The following is a 20,158-nucleotide window of genomic DNA, read 5'->3' as shown; positions in this document are numbered from 1 at the left end:
CATCAAAACCTAATATCATGAATTGTGCCTGATGTCTCTTTATCAAGCACCTATTCCTTTCAATCTGTCCTGTGCTTTCCCTGCAAGTACGTGTTTGTTTCGTAACGGAATCATAAGAAAATTTAACCTTGAGCAGGCATTAATTATATAGTTTCAAGATAGACGCTTATACTTGTATATGAAATTCGCAGTTCCACTCTTTCTATTTGTAGCATCCTCTTATTTGTCGTTGCATGGTCAGGGTAACGCTCATATACAATCAAGTCAGTATCAATGGCCGGAAGATTCCCTTGTGAAAGTAAAGCTGGAGAAATGGCGGGATCAGAAGTTTGGTATGATTATCCATTGGGGACTTTATGCTGTACCTGGTATTGTCGAATCATGGACGCTATGTTCGGAAGATGTAGACTGGATAGGTCGCGACAGTTCGATAGCGTATGATGATTATAAAAAATGGTATTGGGGACTGAAAGAATCCTTTAATCCCCGACAGTTTGACCCAACGCAATGGGCTAAAGCAGCCAAAGATGCCGGTATGCGTTACGTTGTATTTACCACCAAGCATCACGATGGTTTTGCTATGTTTGACACCAAACAATCTGATTACTCCATTACTAACGGACCTTTTGCTGATCATCCTAAGTCAGATGTAACGAAACATGTATTTGAAGCTTTTCGTCAGCATGATTTTATGATTGGCGCTTATTTTTCTAAACCGGATTGGCATTCTGAATTTTACTGGTGGCCCAAATACGCTACAGCCGATCGTAATGTAAACTACGACATCCTGCAACATCCCTGGCGATGGAATCAGTTTAAAATATTTACATTTAATCAGCTCAGTGAATTAATGCTCAACTATGGCACTATTGATATTCTCTGGTTAGATGGAGGTTGGGTACGTCCACTCGAAACGGTGAATGATGAAGTACGTGCCTGGGGTGCAAGGATACCACCCTTCAGCCAACACATAGATATGCCACGCATAGCACAAATGGCGCGTAAGGCACAACCAGGTATTCTAATAGTGGACAGAACAGTGCATGGCGCATACGAAAATTATCAGACGCCTGAACAAAGTATACCCAAGGTAAAGTCAGACTACCCCTGGGAAAGTTGTATCACCTTAGGCAATGCCTGGGGCTATGTACCCAACGATCAATTTAAGAGCAGTACAAAAATCATTCATACTTTAATTGAAGTTGTGGCAAAAGGTGGAAGTTTGTTGCTGGGTGTTGGACCTGATGCACAGGGCTTACTACAAGATGTACAGGTAAAGCGTTTGCAGGAAATAGGTAGCTGGCTCCAAATCAATGGTGAGGCCATCTACAATACACGTACTGTTGATCAGGTACAGGATGGAGAAACTTTTTTTACCCGTGCTAAGGACGGATCACGCTATGCTATCATACGCTTGCAGGAGGGTACTGCTCTGCCAACCAGTATCCGTTGGCATGGTAATATTCCCGCTAAAAATGCGAAGCTCACATTGCTTAGCGAAGGCACAGTTCTTAAATGGAAACAAGTGGGAGATGACATAACTGTTGAACTGCCTCCTTCACTGATTAAAAAATACAAAACTTATCCGGCCTTGGTATTTAAATACTAACGCAACACTATTGGCATGAAGTATACAGTATATGTTATTTGCCTCACACTGGTAATATTGTTCTTGAGCAATGCGGATGTGTCAGGGCAGCAACTCCCTTATAAGAATGCTTTACTTCCAGTGGATCAGCGCGTAAAGGATTTATTGAGTCGCATGACAGCTGAGGAAAAGGCCTGGCAGCTTTTTATGATACCCAGTGACTTAGATCAACGTGAACCAGAACAGTACAAGCATGGTATATTTGGATTACAGGTAAGCGCAGCCGCACAGGGTACTGAAAACACACAACAACTCCTGCGGTATAATACTACTGAAAATACCCTGGCTTTGGTGCGTAAAATCAACAGCATTCAAAAATTCTTTGTTGAAGAAACAAGGTTAGGTATTCCCATCATCGCATTTGATGAAGCCCTGCATGGATTGGTTCGCGAAGGTGCTACCAGCTTTCCGCAGGCCATTGCCCTTGCTGCCACTTTTGATACAACATTAATGAAACAAGTAGCACATGCAATAGCCTTGGAAGCAAAAGTGCGTGGGATACGCCAGGTATTATCGCCAGTAGTGAATATTGCCAGTGATGTGCGTTGGGGCCGTGTAGAAGAAACGTATGGAGAAGATCCATTTCTAACTACCGAAATGGGTGTTGCCTTTGTAAAGACTCTTGAGCAGATGAACATCATCACCACGCCCAAGCACTTTATTGCCAATGTAGGGGAGGGAGGTCGCGACAGTTATCCTATTCATTACAACGAACGTCTGTTGGAAGAAATTCACTTTCCACCTTTCATAGCGTGTTTCGATCGGGGTGGTGCCCGTTCTTTAATGACGAGCTATAATTCCATTGATGGTACAGCGGCCAGTATGAATGAGTGGTTGTTGAGGAAAAAGTTAAAAGAAGCTTGGGGATTTTCCGGTTTTGTAATTTCCGATGCCAGTGCCGTTGGGGGTACTACTGTGTTGCATAATACTGCCCAGGATTATCCAACCTCGGGCGAACAAGCGCTTAATGCCGGTTTGGATGTTATTTTCCAAACACAGTATAAACACTTTGATCTGTTTAGTCCTGCATTACTGGGTACTACTGTTGATCATGCTAAAATTGATGAAGCTGTAGCTCGTGTTCTAAAAGCCAAGTTTGAATTGGGTTTGTTTGAAAACCCTTACCTATCAGAAAAAGAGGTTGAAAGATTAATTGATCAAAAACTTCATAAGAAAGTGGCGAGAGAAGCTGCATTGAAATCAATTGTATTACTGAAAAATGATAACGCAATTTTACCGCTCAAGACAAACATCTCAAGCATAGCCGTTATTGGTGAAGAGGCTACTGAAGGAAGATTAGGTGGCTATAGTGGTAAAGGAAATAGTGTAGTGAGTATTTTGGATGGAATTAAGCAACGCGCAACAAAACAAACTGTACTATTTGCGGCAGGATGTGGAAGAACCAGTAAGGCCTTTAGGAGCGTTCCAGGTCAATACCTGACGAACAACAATGGATTAGGATTGGCAGGTGAATATTTTAACAACCTCGACTTCTCAGAAAATCCTGCATTGAGGAGAAATGATGAACACATTGATTTTCATTGGACACTCTACTCACCCGATAAAGCAATCAATAATGGCTTCTATTCAGTGCGTTGGACTGGTCAAATTCAAGCACCTGAAAGTGGTTCTTTTAAAATTGGCCTGGAAGGCAATGATGGATTCCGCTTGTACCTGAATGATAAACTTGTTATTGACCAATGGGGAAAACAAAGCTACAGTATGAGCTTAGCGGATTATGCATTTGAAAAGAATAAAAAATATAACATTCGAATTGAGTTTTATGAACCTGTCGGCAATGCTCATATCAAATTAATTTGGAATGTTGGTGTGCCAAATGACTGGCAGGCTAAAATTGATGAAGCCGTAAGTGTTGCAAAAAAGGCAGATGTTGTTATTCTAACCGCAGGCATAGTGGAAGGCGAGTTTCAGGACAGAGCCATGCTTCAGTTACCGGGACATCAGGAAGAATTAATTAAACAAATTGCTGCTACTGGCAAACCTGTTGTGGTAGTCCTAGTTGGCGGCAGTGCCATCACCATGAATAACTGGATTGGAGAAGTACACGGTATTGTTGATGTCTGGTATCCGGGAGAAGAAGGCGGACATGCGCTAGCCCAGATATTATTTGGCGATTACAATCCTGCTGGAAGATTACCCATTACTTTCCCTGTACACGAAGCACAACTGCCACTGGTTTACAACCATAAGCCTACTGGCAGGGGAGATGATTACAACAATTTAAGTGGCTTACCATTATTTCCCTTTGGCTTTGGTTTAAGCTACACAACTTTTGCCTACCGGAATTTGAAGCTTGAAAAAAGCGAAATAGAATTAGATCAGTCTACAACGCTATCGTTTAGCATTACCAATACAGGCACTCGTGATGGAGATGAGGTAGTGCAGCTTTATCTAAAAGATGTATTGGCTTCAGTGGCGCGACCTGTTTTAGAGCTCAAAGGATTTCAGCGGATTACGCTCAAAGCAGGTGAAACGAAAAATATAACATTCACCATCACACCAGAGATGTTGAAGATGTTGAATGCCAATATGGAATGGGTTGTAGAACCCGGTAATTTTGAATTTTTTATTGGCGCTTCAAGTAGAGATATAAGACTGAAGACTTTGCTGACTATCAAACCCTAAGTGATTTTTACTATTGAGATCAAAACGCTTTCATTGTCTAAAAACAAGTGTTTGTTGACGTAACGCAGTCTTCTGTAGTCATGCGTTGCATTTGATACTGACTATTGTGATTTTAAGCAGATCAAACCCTGCGCTAATGCAGTTAGTTAACTTATTGCATGAAAAGTATACAATCAAAAATAGCCCAAGTCGATAAGGGATTACTTATCGGTTTATTCGCCATCCTGGTCAATATTATAACAGTAACAGTGTACATGTATCAGGCTAACATCATGCGCATACAGCAGCATGCTTCGGCCTGGCCTTACCTGGAATGGTTGCCCAGTTATAATGAAGATCAATATTCAATAGCAGTTTCTAATAACGGCATTGGTCCTGCGCTTATCCAATCCGTTGAATTAAAACTGAATGATCAGCCGATGCCAAATATCGATGCAGTGTTTGAAGTAATTATGGGAACATCTTATTTCCCACATTTGATTTCAACGATAGAAAACAGAGTTTTGCCTCCCAATACATCCCTGAAGTTATTCGAGATAAATGATGATCAATGGGCAGGAAAAGCATTTGCTGCTATGCAAGCAAATAAGTTTGAATTCGAGATTTGTTATCAATCTATTTATGGCGATGCCTGGACTTGCAAAGGCACTAAAGTAACAGAGAGCATTTGTAAATAGAATTTGTAAATGTATTGATTATCTGAATCGACTATAACACTTAAAGATTCAAATATTCTTTAGCATTATAATAAGAAACATCACTCACAATTTTACCCAGCCATTTTTCGTCATGTGGTAATTCACCACGTACTACATCATCGCCCAGCATATTACACAGTATTCTTCGGAAGTATTCGTGGCGGGGAAAAGACAAGAAGCTTCTTGAATCGGTAAGCATGCCTATAAAGCAACTCAATAAACTCATGTTCGAAAGGGCATTCACTTGTTTGGTGATACCATCTTTTTGATCTAAAAACCACCAACCTGATCCATATTGTATTTTGCCTTTTATGCTGCCATCATTGAAATTACCAATCATGGTGGCCATTACTTCATTGTCTGCAGGATTGAGATTGTACAGTATGGTTTTCGTTAGCTGGTTTGTCTTATCCAATTCATTCAGGAATAAACTCAGGTTTTCAGCCTGACTATAATCTCCAATGGAATCAAAACCTGTATTAGGGCCAAGCCTACTCAACAAACGACTATTGGCATTGCGCAAAGCACCCAGGTGAAATTGTTGTGTCCAGCCTTTGGCATGGTAAAGTTTTCCAAGTTGCAAGAGTATGTCTGCCTTAAAGCTTTCAATCTCTTTCACTTCAAGCAAAGTGCCAGACAATACCTTTGAAAAGACATGTGCAGCATTAACAGTTCCGTTCTTAGCAAAATAAATTCTCTCCAGTCCATGATCAGATAACCTGCATCCGGCAGCATGGAAGTAGTCGATACGTTTGCTTAACGCCAGCAACAGTTGCTCATAGTTGTTAATGCTAATGCCAGATACTTCGCTGAGTTTTTGCAGATAGCTTTTGTAAATCGCAGGATTTTCAACAGCATAAGCAGCATCAGGTCTGAAAGCCGGCAGAACTTTACATGCGAAGCCATCACGTTTTATAGTGGCATGTTGTTCCAAAGAATCGATAGGGTCGTCTGTTGTACAGATTAACTCAACATTCATTTTTGAGATTAACCCTCGGGTGCTGTAATTCGGCTGATTCAGTTTATTGGAGACCTCATCATAAATAGCACGGGCTGTATCTGGTGACAATAATTGATCGACATCAAAATATCTTTTCAATTCCAGGTGCGACCAATGGTATAAAGGATTACGCAAGGTATAGGGCAGGGTGTGTGCCCACTTTTCAAATTTTTCGTAGTCGTTGGCTTTCCCTGTTATATATTGCTCATCGATCCCAAGTGTCCGCATGGCTCTCCACTTGTAGTGGTCACCTTCAAGCCAGATACTTGTCAGATTTTTAAATATTCTGTCCGTTGCTATATCATCGGGTGGCAAATGACAATGGTAATCAAGTATGGGTAAATCTTTTGCATAGGTGTGATACAACACTTTGGCTATAGGTGAATGCAGCAAAAAATCATCGTGTATAAATGAAGCTGTGTTTGTGCCTGATTTACTCATAAACGTTGCATTATCTGTCTTACTTGTATTGTAAACTTGCCAAACCTCTTTCCAAGCCGCGTAATTCTGCCAGCCCTTTCAGTCGGCCAATGGCAGAGTAGCCAGGATAGGTTTTCTTTTGTAAATCATCTAACATCTGATGACCATGGTCAGGGCGCATGGGAATGGACTGCTTCGTCTTATTCATCAAGGCCAATACTTCATTGACAACGGCAGGCATATCCGCATCACCCTCCAGGTGATTGGCTTCATAAAAATTGCCATGCTCGTCACGTTTAGTATTGCGTAAATGAAGAAAATGAATGTGTGCTCCCAGTCGCTTGACCATGCCAACCAAATCATTGTCTGCTCTGGCGCCAAAAGAACCTGTACAAAAACAAAGACCATTAGCAGGAGAGGGCGCTGCTTCAATCAGTGCCTTTGCATCCATTTCAGTACAAACCACGCGGGGTAATCCTAACACTGAAAAAGGTGGGTCGTCAGGATGTATAGCAAGTTTCAGGTGAAGTGCTTCTGCTACGGGTACAACTTGCTGCAAGAAATAGAAAAGGTGTTGTTGCAGTTTGGCTGCATCAATATGCTTGTATTCTTCCAACGCGGAAAGAATTTGTGCTGGTGTAAAACTTTCATCACTGCCCGGTAAGCCCAGCAATGCATTTTTAAACAGCGATTGTTTTTCTTCCTCGCTGGCGCTTGCAAAAAAATCTTCTGCCTCCTTGATTTCTTGTGCTGAATAGCCTTGTTGTGCACCTGGTCTTTTTAGCAAGAATAAATCAAACGCTACAAAAGCGGCTTTCTTAAAATATAGGGCTTTGCTTCCGTTTGGTAAAGTATAAGATACATTGGTGCGCAACCAGTCAAGGATGGGCATAAAGTTGTAGGTAACAACCTTTAGGCCACAGGCAGCAACATTGTGTAAACTCTGCTTGTATTGCTCAATGTACTGCTTATAGTTGCCGCTTTGTTTTTTGATGTCCTCATGAACGGGCAAACTTTCAATGACAGTCCAGGTTAGTCCGGCAGCCTCAATTATTTTTTTTCGTTTTTCAATTTCTTCAATACTCCAGACTTCACCCACAGGTATGTGGTGCAATGCCGTTACCACACCTGTGCAACCGGCTTGTCGGATATCGCTTAAACTTACCGGATCAGCAGGGCCGAACCAGCGCATGGTTTGTTCCATTAAAATCATAGACGATGCTTTTACGTTAGAATCCTATAGAGTTACCACCATCTACCGGCACCACGGTACCTGTTAAATAACTGGCTTCATCAGAAGAAAGATAGTAGGCTGCATTGGCAATGTCTTCCGGCATACCAAGTTTACCCATAGGGGTACGTGACAATACCTTTTGTTTTCTTGCAGGATCATTATCGAGTGCTGCGGATGACATGCGTGTGAAGATGAAACCTGGGGCAATGCAGTTTACCCGAATACCCAGCGGACTTAAGTCAACCGCCATGGCGCGTGTCATGCCTTCAATGGCAGACTTGGAAGCAGAATATGCAATGACCTGAGGAATGCCGTACTGAGAAGCCATTGAGCTGATGTTGACCACGCTGCCGCTTTTTTGTGCGATCATTACTTTGGCTACTTCTCGTGATAAACTGAAAACGCTGTTCACGTTGGTGAAGAGTATGCGTTGAAAGTCTTCATCTGTTACCTCAACTAAATTCTTCTTCATGTTAATACCGGCATTATTGACCAGTATATCTATTCGGCCTTTTTTGCTTACAATATTATTGACCAATTCCGGTATTCCCTTTAAATTGGTAAGATCAAAAACTATGGCTTCGCAGTTAGCACCAAATTCCTTGCAGGCCTTGTCAAGATTCGCTTTATCGCGACCGATGATGAAGGTATAGATGTTATTGGCTGTAAATTTTTTGGCTATAGCATAACCCAATCCTGATGATCCTCCGGTTACGATGGCAATTTTTTGCTCCATTTCTATTTAATATTTAGTAGTTGTTACCACTCTGACTTAATGCCAGGTGCATAGGGATAGGTTAGGTTTTTGTAATACTCTAATGAATGTTTGGGTGATGGTAATGTTGATGGGATAGGTCTCTTAGAAAATGTCTGGAAATAGAGCAAGCAGGCATCTCGCCAAATACTGGCTTCCTCGTATTGTAAAGCCAGCAATGATGTTACTTCCTCAAATCTTTCTTTATCTACTTTACCTTTCAGCGTTTGCCAGTTTTCCTGCATCCATTTTACAGAATCTACACCTTCATAATAGCGATGACATAGTTCATCCCACAATGTTCTGCCTGATTTCATTTTGTGATCCCATGAAACATGGTGAAACCAGAGTAAAAACTCTTCGGGACAATCTTCTAACGATGAGAATTTAGCGGCTACTGCTTTCGAGTATTGTGATACGGCATCACTTCCTGATTCGGTCCGATTAAATCCTATGCCTACGCTATCTGCTTTGTGGTAATAAACCGATGTCCAGTCCGCGCGGTGTTTATCTTTAATCCAGGGAGCGGGTCCGTGGTGGTGGCTCCAACCCATGAGGTGATGCAAACCAAGCGGTGTCATGTAGTTGACTGTAATTTCGCGGGAAGCCATCATTACTTCTTTAAGAGGTTTTATCACCGCCTCTTGATTAGAGAAAGTCATGCGTATCCATTCATCAGCAATGGCTTCTGATGATAGTGTGTGGTTCCATGCCAATCTGCCGAATGCATACCAGTTGGCTTGTGCGAAAGGATGTCCACACCAATTGATATCGGTACCAATGTTGGCAACACCTGCAATACCGGTTAATGCATGTTTGTCAATGGTGCCATCAATGATGCGGGCCACACTGGCCATCTGATCACTTGTTTTTGTATCAGCCTCCAGGCATTCTTTAAACAAAGTTGAAAGGTAGACGAGGTGCGTGCTGAAGCCAAGATACTCTTGCGTAATTTGGAACTCCATCATCAAAGGTGTTTTTGGCATCGCACCAAACAATGGATGAAAGGGTTCACGTGGTTGAAAATCAATCGCTCCGTTCTTCACCTGTACCAACACATTTTCCTTGAAGGTTCCGTCAAGGGGTTTAAATTCTGAATAGGCTTGCTTGGCGCGATCGTCAGGTACATTATTATCATAAACGAATGCACGCCAGATCACCACACCCTTGTATGGTTCAACAGCTGTGGCCAGCATGTTAGCACCATCTTTATGGGTTCTTCCATAGTTCTGTGGCCCTGGTTGTCCTTCTGAATTTGCTTTGACCAGAAAACCGCCAAAGTCAGGAATGCGCTGATAGATCTCTTTTGCTTTGTTATTCCACCATAGTTGTACCCGTTGATCCAACGGATCGGCTGTAGGCAAATCACCTAATTCGATAGGGGCACTGAAGCGGGCGGTTAAATAAACTTTTATACCATAAGGACGAAAAGCATTCGCAAGTGCCTCTACTTTTTTCAGATAAGCTTCTGTTAAGATATTTGCGTTGGCGTTTACGTTAGTCAGTACGGTTCCATTAATGCCAATAGAAGCATTGGCTCTCGCGTAATCCAGGTAACGCTGGTCGATATACTGAGGCAATTTATGCCAATTCCACAAAGAGAAACCTGCATAGCCACGCTCAACAGTTCTGTCTAGGTTATCCCAATGATTTAAAACGCGTAATTTGATTTTAGGTATTTCAGTTACGGCAAGTTGGTGAATGGGTTGCTCAGTCTGAATCAAACGCAGTAAATGGAATACGCCATATAAGACACCAATATCTTCATTGGCAGCAATCAGAATAATTTTTTGTTTGTCTTTAGTAATTGTTTGAATGGTGTAACCCTCATTACCCAGCGCAGAAGCGGAAGTGTTTTGTAAGTATTGTTTGATAGCAGGTGAGTCAATACGTCCGCAAATAATCAAACTGCCTTTGCTACCCTCAGTTTTGATTTGTGCTATGGATGATCCGAATAATCCCTGCAGACCTCTGCTGAGCTCATCAGCTGCTATGGATAGGGTAGGACTGCTGCCTTCAATTCTGAATCCGGTAATTTGCTTTTTGTATTCAGCAAGCTTTTTATCATTTGTCAGCTTTGCATAGCGCAACCAAAGATCATAGCCGTTTTCTGATTTTCCTGTAATGAAAATTAAACAGCCTAGTAGAATGAGGTAGGATAGTCGCAATGGCTTGGGATTTAGTGTTTTCTTTTTCGTAAAGAGGAGTCCCGAATAATTAAATTATGCCTGAGCACAATGGTGTTTAAATTACCACTGGGTTGCTTTTTAAGTTTATTGATCAGCGTGGTGGCCGCGATCTCACCCATTTCTTTTCCGGGATAATTAATGGTAGTGAGATTAGGTTCGATGACTGTAGCAATAGGTTCATTATTAAAACCAACTACGGCAATATCTTCAGGCACACGGATACCAGCACGTTTTAATTCACGTATACAGGATACGGCAGAGATATCATTAGCCGTAAAGATGCCATCGGGCAATTGCTTCATGGTTAAAATCTTTTGGGTAGCCACAGCAGTTGCCTGGTCGGTAAGTTCTATATTCAATACTAAAGATTGATCGAATTCAATATTATGTTGTTGCAAGGCTTGTTTGTATCCTTCGAGACGGTCGGCATAAACATTTCTGTTTACGTTACCATCTATGTGCACAATACGCTTGCAGCCTTGTTCTAATAGGTGGAGCGTTGCATCGTATCCCGCTTTTTTATTGTCTATCACAATGCTGGTACAATCCGGGTGTTCAATTACACGGTCGAAGAATATTAATGGCACCTGCTTCTTAAGCAGCTCTTCAAAGTGATCAGTGGTTTTGGTTTCGTTAGCAAGTGAAATCATCAAGCCATCAATACGACTATTATACATAGTCGAAACACCATTCACTTCTTTTTTATAAGATTCCTGCGATTGACTTATAATAAGGTTGTAGCCGTGTGCATTGGCTACCTTTTCAATACCGGATATAACAGTCGAATGAAAATAGCTTTCGAGGCGAGGAATAATAACACCGATTGTATTGGTGCTCTTTCTTCTTAGGTTGGTAGCAAACATGTTTTGCTGATAACCCATTTTGCGGGCGGTGTCAGCAATTCGCTTTTTAGTATCCTTTCCAATACCTGGATGGTTCTTAAGTCCACGGCTTACAGTAGCTGGAGAGATACTGAGAGCTTCTGCGATGTCATAAATAGTTATTTCCTTTTTAGTCATATCAATCGCTTACGTGGGAAATTCGAAGTAAAAATAGGAAAATTTGGCATTTTAAAAATAAATTTATGCAATCGGTTGCATTATATCTTCAATTTTATTCCTTTTATACTTCCTTAAAAAAGGGTGTTTCAAGCAAAAAAGAGCCTAAATGTGAACCGAGTGTCAATTAAACAGTAGTTTATGCAACAAAAATACATTTTTACACTAGTTCTGATAAGCCTTGCAGGCCATTGTATGGCACAGGAGGTCTCCCTTTTTCGGGATGCAACTAAACCCTTGGAAATGAGGGTACAAGACCTGATTAGCCAGTTGGCTTTAGAAGAAAAAGTGCATCAAATGATGCATAATAGTCCGGCAATTCCACGACTTAATATGCCTGCTTATAACTGGTGGAATGAAGCATTGCATGGAGTTGGTCGTGGCGGTGTAGCAACGGTTTTTCCACAGGCCATTGGACTAGGCGCTACCTTCGATGAAGATCTTGCATTCCGTGTTTCATCTGCCATCTCTGATGAAGCGCGTGCAATGTTTAACGCATCAGTCGCCAAAGGATTTCACAAACAATATGGAGGGCTTACTTTCTGGACGCCCAATATCAATATCTTTCGTGATCCGCGGTGGGGAAGAGGCCAGGAAACGTATGGCGAAGATCCATACCTCACTTCAAGATTGGGAGTATCATTTGTAAAAGGACTGCAGGGCGATAATCCTAATTATTTAAAAACTGCAGCTTGTGCCAAACACTTTGCCGTACACAGTGGGCCTGAAAAATTAAGACATGAGTTCAATGCAGTCTCATCATCTAAAGATTTGTGGGAAACATACCTGCCAGCTTTTAAAGCACTGGTTGATGCAGATGTTGAAGCTGTTATGTGCGCATATAACCGTACGAACGATGAGCCTTGCTGTGCTCACAATTTTTTATTAACGGATGTACTTAGAAAAAAATGGAACTTTAAAGGACATGTTGTAAGTGACTGCTGGGCCGTAGTAGATTTTTATCAGGGGCACAACGTAGTTAAAACAAAAGCTGAAGCAGTTGCCCTGGCTGTTAAGAATGGCGTAAACCTGAACTGTGGCGATGAATATCCTGCCCTGGTGGAAGCAGTCGAAAAAGGACTCATCACTGAAAAAGAGATTGATGCTGCACTCGCTGTATTATTACGCACCCGCTTTAAATTAGGGTTATTCGATCCTGCAGAAAGCAATCCTTATAATGCTATTTCGACAGAGGTAATTAATAGCAGTAAACATCGTGCGCTGGCTCGGGAAGCTGCGCAGAAGTCAATTGTTTTATTGAAGAACAACGGTGTGCTACCCTTAAAAAATAATCTTGCCAAGTATTTTGTAACCGGCCCGAATGCCAGCGATGTGCAGGTGTTACTGGGAAATTACTATGGCGTAAACCCACAGATGGTAACCGTACTGGAGGGGCTTGCAGGTGCGGTGGAAGCTGGAAGTCAGCTTCAATACAGACAAGGAATATTACTGGATCGGGATAATGTAAATCCGCAGGATTGGACTACTGGTAATGCTGCTAACAGCGATGCCACATTTGTAGTATTAGGTATTTCAGGTTTACTGGAAGGAGAGGAAGGCGAGTCGATAGCATCACCTTACTTTGGTGACAGACTTGATTATAATCTTCCAAAAAACCAGATTGATTTTTTGAAGAAAATACGAGAGAAGACTACAACTCCTGTTATTGCTGTGGTTACAGGTGGAAGTCCCATGAACCTTGCCGATGTGCATGCACTTGCTGATGCTGTTCTATTAGTATGGTATCCGGGACAGGAAGGTGGAAATGCAGTAGCGGATATTGTGTTTGGAAAAATTTCTCCTTCAGGGCGTTTGCCAATTACTTTCCCTAAATCGCTGGATCAACTTCCTGCCTATGAAGATTATACCATGAAAGGTAGAACTTATCGCTACATGGAAGCTGAACCGCTTTATCCTTTTGGGTTTGGATTGAGCTACACCCAATTCGAATATTCAAACCTGACACTATCGAAAAGTACAATCAAGAAGCATGAGAAAATTGAAGCACAGGTAACACTTACCAATAAGGGTAAGGTTGCCAGTCAAGAAGTAGTACAGCTTTACTTAACCGATGTAAAGGCGAGTACAACCACACCCTTATATTCTTTAAAAGGAATTCAACGCATTACACTTGAGCCGGGAAAATCTGTTGTGGTCTCTTTTACGATCACACCTGATATGCTCATGTTAGTAGACGATAAAGGAAACTCCATACTTGAGCCGGGAGCTTTCACTGTTTCAATAGGTGGTTCACTACCCGGAAACAGATCTGATCAATTAGGCGCTGCCAAAACCTTACAAACCAATTTTACAGTAAAATAATTTTAATGATTTAAACATGGAAATTCTATCAACATTAGACTGGGTAGTTATTGCTCTTTACTTTCTTGTTATTGCCGGTATAGCAGCCTGGTCGATGAAGAAGAAAAAGGAATCAACGGAAGATTACTTTTTAGCTGGGCGGAATATAGGTTGGTTTGTAGTAGGTGCTTCTATTCTTGCCTCCAACGTAGGCAGTGAGCACGTAGTAGGTCTATCCGGTACTGCAGCCGAAACAGGTGTGATCATGGGACATTATGAACTGCACTCCTGGATCGTATTATTATTGGGTTGGGTATTTATTCCTTTCTACATACGCAGTGGTGTTTTTACCATGCCTGAGTTTTTAGAAAGGCGTTACAACTCTTCTGCCCGTTGGTTTTTATCCGTAGTTTCTTTGCTGAGCTATGTTATTACAAAAGTATCAGTAACGGTTTACGCTGGTGCTGTGGTTATCGCAACCTTTATGGGTTTTGATTTCTGGACAAGTGCCTTGGTGTTAGTTGTACTTACCGGTATCTACACGGTGCTCGGTGGTATGAAGGCTGTTGTATATACAGAAACATTACAGGCCATTTTGCTCATTGCAGGTTCACTCATCTTAACCATTCTCGGTTTAATTGAATTGGGTGGCTGGGATGCAATGATTGCTGCCACACCTAAAGAGAAGTTAAACATGTTTCCTCCGCTAAATCACCCTGAGTTTCCATGGGCGGGTATTCTTTTCGCTTCACCCATTGTAGGTATCTGGTACTGGTGTACTGATCAATATATTGTACAACGTTGTCTTACTGCCAAAAATGAACAAGAGGCCAGACGCGGTACGATCTTCGCTGCTTACTTAAAACTTTTCCCTTTCTTTATTTTTCTTGTACCTGGTTTAATCGCCACTGCATTGGTAAGCGCTGGTAAGTTAGAATTAGCAAGTGCTGACAGTGCTTTCCCTACCTTGGTTAAAGCTCTGTTACCAGCGGGTCTTCGTGGTTTGATTGCTGGCGGATTGCTGGCCGCGCTGATGAGTTCATTAGCCTCTGTATTTAACTCATGTTCTACCTTGTTTACCATGGATATTTACAAAAAGGTAAGGCCAGAAAGTTCGGAAAAGCAATTAGTGACTGTTGGCAGAATTGCTACTGGTGTTGTTGTTATATTGGGTATCTTATGGATACCTGTAATGAGTGGCATCTCTGGAGTGCTGTATCACTATTTACAAAGTGTACAATCCTATCTGGCACCGCCTATCGCCTCTGTGTTTCTATTGGGCTTGTTTTACAAGCGTATTAATGCCAAAGGTGCGATGGTTACACTGATCACCGGTGCCGTTATTGGTTTTATGCGTATCATCCTGGAACTTAACAAGAGTTCATTAAGCGGTTTGGTTTACGATTTTGCTAATCTTAACTTCTTGTACTTCTGTATACTGCTGTTTGTCTTCTCTGTGGTGTTGTTGCTGGTTGTGAGTTTACTTACAGATAAACCATCCGAACAACAGATTCAGGGATTAACCTATGCTACAATAGTGGCAGAAGACCGTGAGAAAACCAGGGCAAGCTGGACAAAGTCTGATGTAGTGCTTTCAGTGATTGTGCTGTTCTTCATTGTGGCAATTTTCATGTACTTCTCTCCAATAGGCGTAGGTGGTTAATATATTATGAAAAAACTAAGTTTTTTATTCCTCATACTTGTATTGTTTGCTTGTCAGACAAAACGTGAACAATTCACCAATCCGATATTGGCTGGCTTTTATCCGGATCCAAGTATATGTAAAGTAGGTGAGTACTACTATTTGGTAACTTCTACTTTTGTCTACTATCCGGGTATTCCTGTTTTCAGGAGTAAGGACTTAGTGAATTGGAAGTTGATCAGTTACGTAATACATAAACCTGAAATTTTAAACGTGGAGGGCTCAAGAGTTTCGCGAGGACTATTCGCACCTTCCATTCGGTACCACGATGGACTGTTTTATGTAAGCTGTACTTTGATAGATCGTGGGGGCAATTTCATTTCTACGACAGCCGATCCGGAGAAAGGTTGGTCTGATCCAGTGTGGTTCCCTCAGGTAAATGGTATTGATCCTTCTCCTTTTTTCGATGATGATGGGCGTGCCTATTTAATCTACAATAGCGTAGCGCCAAACAATGCGCCACTATACGATGGGCACAGAACCATACGCATTGTGGAGTTTAGTAAAGATAGCCTGAAGGCAATGGGTGATGAGTTAATTCTGATTAATGGTGGAACAGATTTAAGTAAAAAACCAATTTGGATTGAAGCACCTCACATTTTTAAGAAAGATGGCTATTACTATTTGATTGCTGCAGAAGGCGGTACTGCCTATCAACACTCAGAAGTAGTGTTCAGAAGCAGGTCACTTACTGGACCCTATATTTCGTATGAGAAAAATCCAATCCTTACACAGCGTCATTTGGACCCAAAACGTGCAAACCCGATTACAACTACCGGCCATGCAGATTTTGTGGAAACAGAAAACGGTGAGTGGTGGGCAGTGTTTCTTGGCTGCAGACCTTACATTGATAAAGATTATTACAATAATGGGAGAGAAACATTTCTGGCGCCTGTTAAATGGATTGAGGGCTGGCCTGTGATTAATCCTGATTTTGATGAAGTGCAGTACACGTACGACTATCCTTTACCAAAAGCAGTAACAGATGACAGGCCGCAAAGTGGGAATTTTATCTTTAAAGATGATTTCAATACAGATCAGCTTGCCCTGGAGTGGATGTTTTTGCGAACGCCCAAAGAGGACTGGTATTCGCTATTAACTAAAGCCGGCTCTCTTACCATGAAGGTGAGACCTGAACAATGTACACAATACATTAATCCAAGTTTTGTCGGACATCGTCAACAGCACCTGAATAGTAGTGCAAGCACTTCGCTGAATTTCGAAACACAAAAGGAGAACGAAAAAGCAGGCCTTATAATTTTTCAGAATGAGGAGCATTTCTACTTTTTATGCAAGTCGGTGGCGGATGACAAACCTGCTGTTCAACTTTATCAATCTGGAGTAAAGGATTCAAGTATGTTGTTGCTTGCTACAAAACCTCTTGAAATATCAACAACAGACATTCGTTTGAAAATTGAGAGTAAAGGAGACCGCTATGCCTTCTATTATGCAACAAACGATGTTGATTGGATATCCATGGATAATGATGTAGACGCTAAGTTTCTCAGTACACAGGTAGCAGGTGGTTTTGTTGGATGTATTTATGCCATGTATGCCACTTCAATAGGTGAACCCAGTACTGCAACAGCAAGTTTTGATTGGTTCAGTTACGAAGGTGATGATGCTGTTTATAAGCAGCAGCAATGATTGGCAGGCTTGAAGACTATGTGATTGTTTCAATTAACTGCGAATACGTTTTGAAGAAATTCAAAAAAAGTATCATGCGTCTGACCGCTGAATGATTCGGTAGACAGCGGTCTGACGCATTTGCTCCTTAATCAAAATAGAATGTCGTTTAGTTAAGACTTTTTATTGGCCTCACCTCCAGTCCTCTCCAAAGGAGAGGATGAATAAGGAAGCTTAACTAAACGACATTGAATTTTAGATAGAAGAACATTGCAATCGTTTTCGTTTTTTAAAGATTTTAAGAAGCATAAAACTTTATGGTCATGTGCTTATTGAATGCGATGCTTGTGTTTTAACTTTATAACATGGCAAAAGGATTATTAATTGATATGGATGGTGTGATCTACGGTGGAGATACACTTATTCCCGGTGCTGACCACTTTATTGATCGCTTGTTAAAGCAAGACATTCCTTTTATGTTCATGACCAACAATAGTCAGCGAACACGGTTGGAGGTGGTGCGCAAGCTTAAGAAGTTAGACATACATGTTTCAGAAAGTCATGTCTACACCAGCGCTATGGCCACAGGAAAATTCTTATCAAGTCAGATACCTGATGGCACAGCCTTTGTGTTAGGTGAAGGAGGACTGGTCAGTAGCCTGAATGAAAATGGCATTACTCTTGTAGATACCGAACCTGATTTTGTGGTATTGGGTGAAGGGAGAAATTTCACCTTAGAAAGTGTGCAGCGTGCAGTGGATATGATCTTAGCAGGTGCAAAATTGATCACCACCAACCGTGATCCATCCCCCAAGAAGAAAGGTTGGGCCAACTTAGGTATCGCAGCGACTACTGCGATGATTGAAGAAGCTTCCGGAGCAAAAGCATTTGTGATAGGGAAACCAAGCCCTGTGATGATGCGCTCTGCACGCAAAGCATTAGGACTAGAAACGGCAGACACCACAGTGATTGGCGACACCATGGATACTGATATACAAGGCGGGGTGCAGATGGGCTACCATACCATTTTAGTATTGTCAGGTGTTACAAAAAGAGAAGACCAACATAAGTTTGCCTTTAAGGCAGATTTGGTAGTGAATTCAGTAAGCGACATTGAGCTTCCGCTACCCTGGTGGTAGTATTGCTGATATGCAATTGAGAAATACTGATAAAAACGAAATTTCAAATTTAAAATTTGAAATTTAAAATTTTAGAAAATAGAAGCAGTCGGACGGATTTTAAGTACATTGATTATGAAAAAAATAATTTCACTATTCATTCTGGGATTTTGCTCCGTTGCTTTGCAAGCACAAAACAGAATTACCCTACAGGTTGACTCATCTAAGACTACGATAAGTAAACACATCTACGGTCATTTTGCTGAACATTTAGGCAGGTGTATCTACGATGGTATTTATGTGGGAAGAGATAATGCTAAAATTCCGAATACATCAGGCGTGCGTAATGATGTTATAAAAGCACTCAAAGATTTACAAATACCAAACCTGCGATGGCCAGGTGGATGTTTTGCAGATACTTATCATTGGAAGGATGCCATTGGTCCTCTCAATGAAAGAAAACACATCGAAAATTTATCCTGGGGGAATGTGCGTGAGGACAATAGCTTTGGTACGAACGAATTTCTTGATCTATGTGAGTTGTTAGGGGCAGAACCTTATCTCGCATTGAATATGAACAGCGGCACCATTCAAGAAGCCATGGAATGGGTCCAATATGCCAATCACGCAAATGGTACAAGCTATCTAACAGATATGCGTGCTAAGAATGGCCGCGCGAATCCCTGGAAGGTGAAGTATTGGGGAATAGGAAATGAATCATGGGACTGTGGGGGAAATATGTCGGTTGATCACTACATCAATTTGTACAAACAATATGCAACTGCCATCACAAGTTATAGTAACACAGAAAAACTATTTCGAATAGCAGTAGGCCCCGGCACACCAGACTATGCCTGGACTGAAGCGCTTATGCGGGACATACCTGCAAAACGATTAGAGGGCGTATCCATACATCACTATTCGGTAATTAATTGGAGTGCTAAAGGTTCTTCTTTCCAGTTTACTGATGAGGAGTATTTTAAAACCATGCAACAGGCATTTCGCATGGAAGATTTTATTGCAAAGAATAGTGAAGTGATGGATAAATACGATCCAACTAAACGCGTTGCCTTAATTGTTGATGAGTGGGGTGGATGGTATGAGGAAGATCCATCAGGAAAAGGGCAACTGTATCAACAAAATACCATTCGAGATGCCATGATTGCCGGTCTTACCTTAAACATCTTTAACAACCATGCTGATCGGGTGAAGATGGCTAACCTGGCGCAAATCGTTAATGTACTTCAGGCTGTCATTCTTACTAAAGAAGAAAAGCTCTTGCTAACACCTACCTATCATGTTATGGAGATGTACAAAGTACATCAGGATGCTCTTTTAATTCCGGTTACTGTACAAACTAATAATTTTACAATGGGTAATAATCAATTGCCCGCCATCTCCGCTTCTGCTTCAAAAAATGCATCAGGCAAAGTGCACATTTCCCTGACCAATATTGACAATAAGAAAAGTCAGCCTATAGAATTAAGTGTGGGTGCTTTTAAAGTAAAACAGATCAAGGGTAGAATATTAACATCAGCAACAGTACAGGATCATAATACCTTTGAGAACAGTAATAAGGTAAGTCCACAGGAATTCAAGAAAGCATCTTTTGCCAAGGGAACAGTGAGTTTAACAATGCCACCCAATAGTGTTGTTGTGTTGGAATTGAGTGAATAAGCTCAAGTTTGTATTAAAGCTGACTTTAAATTTTTTATAATTTGCTAGTTGTTCCAAAAACTTATTGAATAGACTTCCTTATTTCCA

Annotated in this window: 13 protein-coding genes; 8 read left to right on the top strand and 5 right to left on the bottom strand. The window is 41.4% G+C overall.

All coding sequences use genetic code 11. From position 1 onward, the window contains the following. Nucleotides 1-178 precede the first annotated feature (178 nt). The 3 genes from ACO1XM_RS05155 (at nt 179) to ACO1XM_RS05145 (ending at nt 4,971) form a co-directional block, all read left to right on the top strand. Nucleotides 179-1,609 (top strand): alpha-L-fucosidase, encoded by a 1,431-nt coding sequence (locus tag ACO1XM_RS05155; RefSeq protein ID WP_486226498.1) that lies wholly within the window; start codon nt 179-181, stop codon nt 1,607-1,609. A 15-nt stretch (nt 1,610-1,624) separates the two neighbouring features. Then, on the top strand, nt 1,625-4,294 hold the full coding sequence (locus tag ACO1XM_RS05150; protein ID WP_486226496.1) for a glycoside hydrolase family 3 C-terminal domain-containing protein: 2,670 nt from the start codon (nt 1,625-1,627) through the stop codon (nt 4,292-4,294). Between the two features lie 158 nt (nt 4,295-4,452). Beyond that, a complete protein-coding gene (locus ACO1XM_RS05145) occupies nt 4,453-4,971 on the top strand; it encodes a hypothetical protein (protein ID WP_486226494.1) in 519 nt (172 codons plus the stop codon). A 40-nt stretch (nt 4,972-5,011) separates the two neighbouring features. Here ACO1XM_RS05145 and uxaC read toward each other — a convergent pair whose 3' ends face one another. From uxaC to ACO1XM_RS05120, 5 genes are read right to left on the bottom strand one after another with little or no spacing between them, the layout of a single operon-like run. Further along, nucleotides 5,012-6,433 carry a glucuronate isomerase gene (gene uxaC, locus ACO1XM_RS05140; RefSeq protein ID WP_486226493.1) on the bottom strand — a complete coding sequence of 474 codons (1,422 nt, stop codon included), beginning with the start codon at nt 6,431-6,433 and terminating at the stop codon, nt 5,012-5,014. Nucleotides 6,434-6,452: 19 nt separating this feature from the next. Continuing rightward, nucleotides 6,453-7,625: a mannonate dehydratase gene (uxuA, locus tag ACO1XM_RS05135; protein ID WP_486226491.1), complete on the bottom strand. Its 1,173-nt coding sequence runs from the start codon at nt 7,623-7,625 to the stop codon at nt 6,453-6,455. 16 nt (nt 7,626-7,641) lie between these two features. Continuing rightward, complete coding sequence (locus ACO1XM_RS05130) at nt 7,642-8,382, bottom strand: SDR family NAD(P)-dependent oxidoreductase (protein ID WP_486226489.1); 741 nt, start codon at nt 8,380-8,382, stop codon at nt 7,642-7,644. Nucleotides 8,383-8,405: 23 nt separating this feature from the next. After that, nucleotides 8,406-10,568 (bottom strand): alpha-glucuronidase family glycosyl hydrolase, encoded by a 2,163-nt coding sequence (locus ACO1XM_RS05125; RefSeq protein WP_486226487.1) that lies wholly within the window; start codon nt 10,566-10,568, stop codon nt 8,406-8,408. An 11-nt stretch (nt 10,569-10,579) separates the two neighbouring features. Then, nucleotides 10,580-11,608 carry a LacI family DNA-binding transcriptional regulator gene (locus ACO1XM_RS05120; protein WP_486226485.1) on the bottom strand — a complete coding sequence of 343 codons (1,029 nt, stop codon included), beginning with the start codon at nt 11,606-11,608 and terminating at the stop codon, nt 10,580-10,582. A gap of 282 nt (nt 11,609-11,890) precedes the next feature. Between ACO1XM_RS05120 and ACO1XM_RS05115 the strand changes: the two genes are divergently transcribed. The 5 genes from ACO1XM_RS05115 to ACO1XM_RS05095 all read left to right on the top strand — a co-directional run bounded on the left by ACO1XM_RS05115 (nt 11,891) and on the right by ACO1XM_RS05095 (nt 20,071). After that, nucleotides 11,891-13,969 carry a glycoside hydrolase family 3 N-terminal domain-containing protein gene (locus ACO1XM_RS05115; RefSeq protein WP_486226483.1) on the top strand — a complete coding sequence of 693 codons (2,079 nt, stop codon included), beginning with the start codon at nt 11,891-11,893 and terminating at the stop codon, nt 13,967-13,969. Nucleotides 13,970-13,985: 16 nt separating this feature from the next. Beyond that, nucleotides 13,986-15,611: a sodium:solute symporter gene (locus ACO1XM_RS05110; RefSeq protein WP_486226481.1), complete on the top strand. Its 1,626-nt coding sequence runs from the start codon at nt 13,986-13,988 to the stop codon at nt 15,609-15,611. Nucleotides 15,612-15,617: 6 nt separating this feature from the next. Continuing rightward, nucleotides 15,618-17,297: a glycoside hydrolase family 43 protein gene (locus tag ACO1XM_RS05105; protein ID WP_486226479.1), complete on the top strand. Its 1,680-nt coding sequence runs from the start codon at nt 15,618-15,620 to the stop codon at nt 17,295-17,297. Between the two features lie 344 nt (nt 17,298-17,641). Continuing rightward, entirely contained in the window at nt 17,642-18,415 is a 774-nt protein-coding gene (locus tag ACO1XM_RS05100) for an HAD-IIA family hydrolase (protein ID WP_486226477.1), read from the top strand. Between the two features lie 114 nt (nt 18,416-18,529). After that, nucleotides 18,530-20,071, top strand: coding sequence for an alpha-N-arabinofuranosidase (locus tag ACO1XM_RS05095; protein WP_486226475.1), 1,542 nt, complete (start codon nt 18,530-18,532; stop codon nt 20,069-20,071). Nucleotides 20,072-20,158: the final 87 nt, after the last annotated feature.

The organism is Chryseotalea sp., from assembly GCF_057350905.1.
This window is presented reverse-complemented; position numbering and strand designations above follow the sequence as displayed.